Origin of the sequence: Sulfitobacter sediminilitoris (assembly GCF_010667575.1) — a bacterium.
Classification (GTDB): Bacteria; Pseudomonadota; Alphaproteobacteria; order Rhodobacterales; family Rhodobacteraceae; genus Sulfitobacter; species Sulfitobacter sediminilitoris.
This window is the reverse complement of sequence record NZ_JAABNT010000058.1, coordinates 1-4,071: the sequence shown is the minus strand read 5'-3', so window position 1 is coordinate 4,071 and position 4,071 is coordinate 1. Positions and strand designations below refer to the sequence as shown.

2 protein-coding genes and 1 pseudogene are annotated in these 4,071 nt (G+C 48.4%); 2 read left to right on the top strand and 1 reads right to left on the bottom strand.

Features of this window, described 5'->3' with window-relative positions; all coding sequences use genetic code 11:
• The coding region (locus tag GV827_RS23480; RefSeq protein WP_204326063.1) for a hypothetical protein at positions 1-461 on the top strand (461 nt) is incomplete at its 5' end.
• Between the two features lie 971 nt (positions 462-1,432).
• Here the strand turns inward: GV827_RS23480 and ssb are convergent.
• Positions 1,433-1,789: pseudogene (gene ssb / locus GV827_RS23005) on the bottom strand (single-stranded DNA-binding protein); the annotation flags it as partial.
• Between the two features lie 537 nt (positions 1,790-2,326).
• Here ssb and GV827_RS23000 point away from each other — a divergent pair.
• Positions 2,327-3,784 (top strand): Mur ligase family protein, encoded by a 1,458-nt coding sequence (locus tag GV827_RS23000; RefSeq protein WP_204326062.1) that lies wholly within the window; start codon positions 2,327-2,329, stop codon positions 3,782-3,784.
• Positions 3,785-4,071 lie beyond the last annotated feature (287 nt).

The following is a 4,071-nucleotide window of genomic DNA, read 5'->3' as shown; positions in this document are numbered from 1 at the left end:
TCGTCATCATCGTCGTCATCATCGTCGTCATCATCATCGTCATCATCGTCGTCATCATCGTCGTCATCATCATCGTCATCATCGTCGTCGTCATCGTCGTCGTCATCATCATCATCATCATCATCGTCGTCATCATCGTCGTCGTCATCATCGTCGTCATCGTCGTCGTCATCGTCGTCATCATCGTCATCATCATCGTCATCATCGTCGTCGTCGTCATCATCATCATCGTCGTCATCATCGTCATCATCGTCGTCGTCGTCATCATCGTCGTCATCGTCACCGTTAGCGCCGCTAGAGCCGCCGCCGGTTGTTGTATCATCGTCATCATCGTCGTCGTCATCGTCGTCATCACCGCTATCGGTGCTTGTCCCGCCGCTCTGATTGAGAGTGCCCCCTTCACCTTCTCCGGGGCCGCCTTCTCCGTCGCCACCGCCAGACGACGTCTGTGCAACAGGTAGGTTTGTCACCAGCAAAGCAATCTCCGGGCACTGCTCCGCGAGGTAGGCAAGGATTTCTGGGTAGTCAGCTCTTTGCTGCAGGGACTGACCGAAACGAATGTTCGCCTCGGTCTGCCAATCATATTCACACAAGTCTCTAGGAAGGCCGTATGCCTGCGTATGAGGAACCGGAGCCGGAGTCACGATGGGATCAGACAAAGAACCAGCCGCAGCATGACCCCCGCTCACGAATAGCCATGAAGCGATCGCAATCGCAGAAACTCTTCTAGATTTTACCTTCGAGGTCATTTTCGGTACTCCATACAAAATACGACATGTCTTCACGGGAGCCAATCCACGCAAATGTCAAATTCTCGCCTTGTTTATCTGAAAGGCTAGCAGATTGTAGCTTTCGAACTTTGATTTAAATCAACAATTTGCTGGCCTTTCTTGACTACAGACCGAAACTGAACGCTAGATTGCTTCAGAGTAATGTGTCAACTTCTTGGCTGAAATTGCCCTATTTCTAGCAACATTTACTCACAATCTCGGGATATTGTTGTCGACGATACCACAATAAACTCTAGATCCTCGCATCTGCTTACTTCATCAAGCTGACGGGATTGAAGATATCTCATGTGCGATTCGCTTGACGGAACCCAATTGTGGCATCCTTGGGCTAAGGTCACGCACATATCATTTATGCACCGCCGAAAGTGGCTTCTCGACATTAGCGACTGAGTGGGCTGCCAGACAAAAGGTCTCCGGCTTGATTGGAAGCACACGTTCCGTAAGCATGGTGCCATCGGATACCGCCAAGGGCCTGCGCTCTGGGGTCGTCGAGCACTTTTAAAAGGCTTCGGTTCCTGCTGCAGTTGGATCAAACGCTAATTCGTTGTATTGAATGAGCGCCTTGGTCAACGCACGAACGTGACGCGCTTGGATTATCAGAAAGGGATTGGTCAGCCTTCCAGGTCACGCGAAGAAACATCGCCATCACGATCATTAAGGAAGATCATCTCGCCCCGGTTTGGGCGCAGCACCACCTCGGTGGAATAGCGATCTTGTCCGGACTGGTCGTGCCATTTGCGGGTTTCAAGCTGGCCTTCGATGTAGACCTTGGAGCCCTTACGCAAATACTGCTCGGCCAGACGTGCCAAGCTCTCGTTCAAGATCGCCACCGTGTGCCATTCGGTCTTTTCGCGTCGCTCACCGGTTTTGCGGTCTGTCCAACTCTCCGACGTCGCGATGCGCAGATTGCATACTTTGCCACCGTTCTGCAATGAGCGCACTTCCGGATCACGGCCCAAGTTCCCGATCAAAGTCACTTTGTTCAAATCGCCAGCCATATATGTCCCCTTTGTCCTCCGAGCGGCGCGAGAAGAGACCACGCCAAAATAAACGTTGTTATTGTATCGCCGCCGGCGGGGGGCTGCCACCCAGAATGGCTGAAACATGGTTACGGTCAGAACTCATAACCAGAATATGACGGTTGCGGCGAGAGCGATGGCTGACAGGAACACTTTAGGGCAGCATACGCTTCTACGTAAACTGGAAACGATTTAGCAACCGTCTTCGGGTTGATCTCGAGTTCCCGGCTCTACGCCGCGGTCGAAGCTTGCCCCCCTCGGGATCAAGCTACGCATAATCCTGCCAGGCAGTGGATCGCTGTATTGCTGCTCGGATGGCGTGCGTCGTCGTGGCGCTCCCGTGACGAACTTGTCCCATAGTGCTTCCTTCCATTCCACCGAAAGGATCGCACCATCAATCCGTGGGATCAAACACCTAGGCTGATAGTATCACACGGAAGGCTATTATAAAAATATTGTCTTAAGTTCATTATTCTGTACGGTAACCTTACCTACTTGAAGTACGTGAAGAGCTATATGCCCCAAGAACCAACCATATGGACAATACATGAGTTGCTATCGATTACTCAGGGGGAGCTGCATCAGAATTGCAATAATTGTATTGGACCATTTCGTTCTTTTGCTTTCCCCCTAAGCCAACTGACCAATGATACTGTTCTTCTGCATATTGATGATTTAGGGTGGGCGAAGAAAACCGTAACAGCATCAGGGCAGCGCAACAAATCCCTTCAAGAAATCTTGAGTAAAGCGGAAAAACTCTCAAATGTTCTTGTCGTTACATCTGCTCGCAATATTCCTCCGACCTCAGTTCCGATAATTGTAGTATCATCGACATATGATACTCTGATTGAGGCGGCAAAATTTCAAAGAGATCGTTTTGAGGGGAAGTTAATTGCTATTACTGGAACTGCAGGGAAAAGCTCAACGCGAGATATGTTGGCGGCATTGCTTACAAAGATTGGGACAACATTTGCATCCAAAGGAAACTGGAATTCACGTGCCGGTATCCTTCTGAATCTGGCCAACATTCCGCAACATACTAAATTCGCTGTAATTGAAGTTGGTGGGGGAGCGATAGAAAGGACCTCCGAAATTCTTAAGCCAGATGATGCAATCATTACATCAATTGGTGAAAATACTACTAGAAGGAATCCCACAATAAGGAACGTAGCAGAAATGAAAGCCAAGCTATTTCTTGTACTTCCAAAGGGGGGGCGGGCCTACTTCTGCGAGGATGTTAGAGAGTTCGGAATATTATTGAAGGCGGCTGAAAGGGCTGTACCTAAGATTATTGGGGGTGATGACGACCTTGGCATTTCAATCGAAATTCTAAATAGATGTCTGGATAAGTCAATTTTGAGAGTCTCGACTCAAAATTCGGTAGAGGAGATAGAATGTCGGGTTATTGGTAAAGGGCAATTATCGAATTTGGCCCTCGCCGCTCAAACCGCATTTGATTTAGGAGTGCATCCAGAGGAAATCTCTTTAGCAATAAGAGAGTTTCGTTTACAGCGGAGAAAAATGGAGTTTATTGAAATATCTTTGGATGGTAAGAATATCAGCTTTCTCGATGATTGTCATAACGCCACTCTTATCTCGTTTAAGAGTGCTTTGACGCACATCCGAGAGGTGATAACTCCGGAGATATATCCGATTATGATCGTTGGTCGAATAGTCCACATAGAAGGTCAAAAGAAATCGATCTACACAGAACTTGCGAAGGAAATTGTTTCATGCAATCCCCAAGCAGTAGTTCTTTATGGGCCCGACCTAAGCTATCTTTCATCTTCACTCGAGAAAAGTAGTGTAAGAGTACTTGCTTCGGATACGCCTTTAGACGTTATAGAATGTCTCAAGAAAATAGTACCTGAGAAGGGCTTCGTTTTCTTGAAAGGCTCACATCGTGGAACAAGAATTAGAGAAGTTTCAACTGCAATTAGGTCATACGCGAGAGGTGGAAGTTTAACCCGGTAGGGAATTCGGAAACAGCCAGGGGCTCAATAGTGGCAGCTAGCGGATTGTATTGACCTTGATTCGGTCAGATTTGGAAATTTAGATTGTGTAGAGATATCATAGGGTTTAAGGTCAAGCACCTAGGTGTTCAGTCCCGGCACCTGGTGGATCGGATTCACGAGGCTTTGTTGCACAAATCCAGTGACGGGCAGAGTTCCCCTTTCCCCGGACGGACTTATCCTACGGGCTCTGTGACGGGAATGCCGAGAGCAGTGTAGCGGTTGAGCACGGCGATGCGGATTTGGATT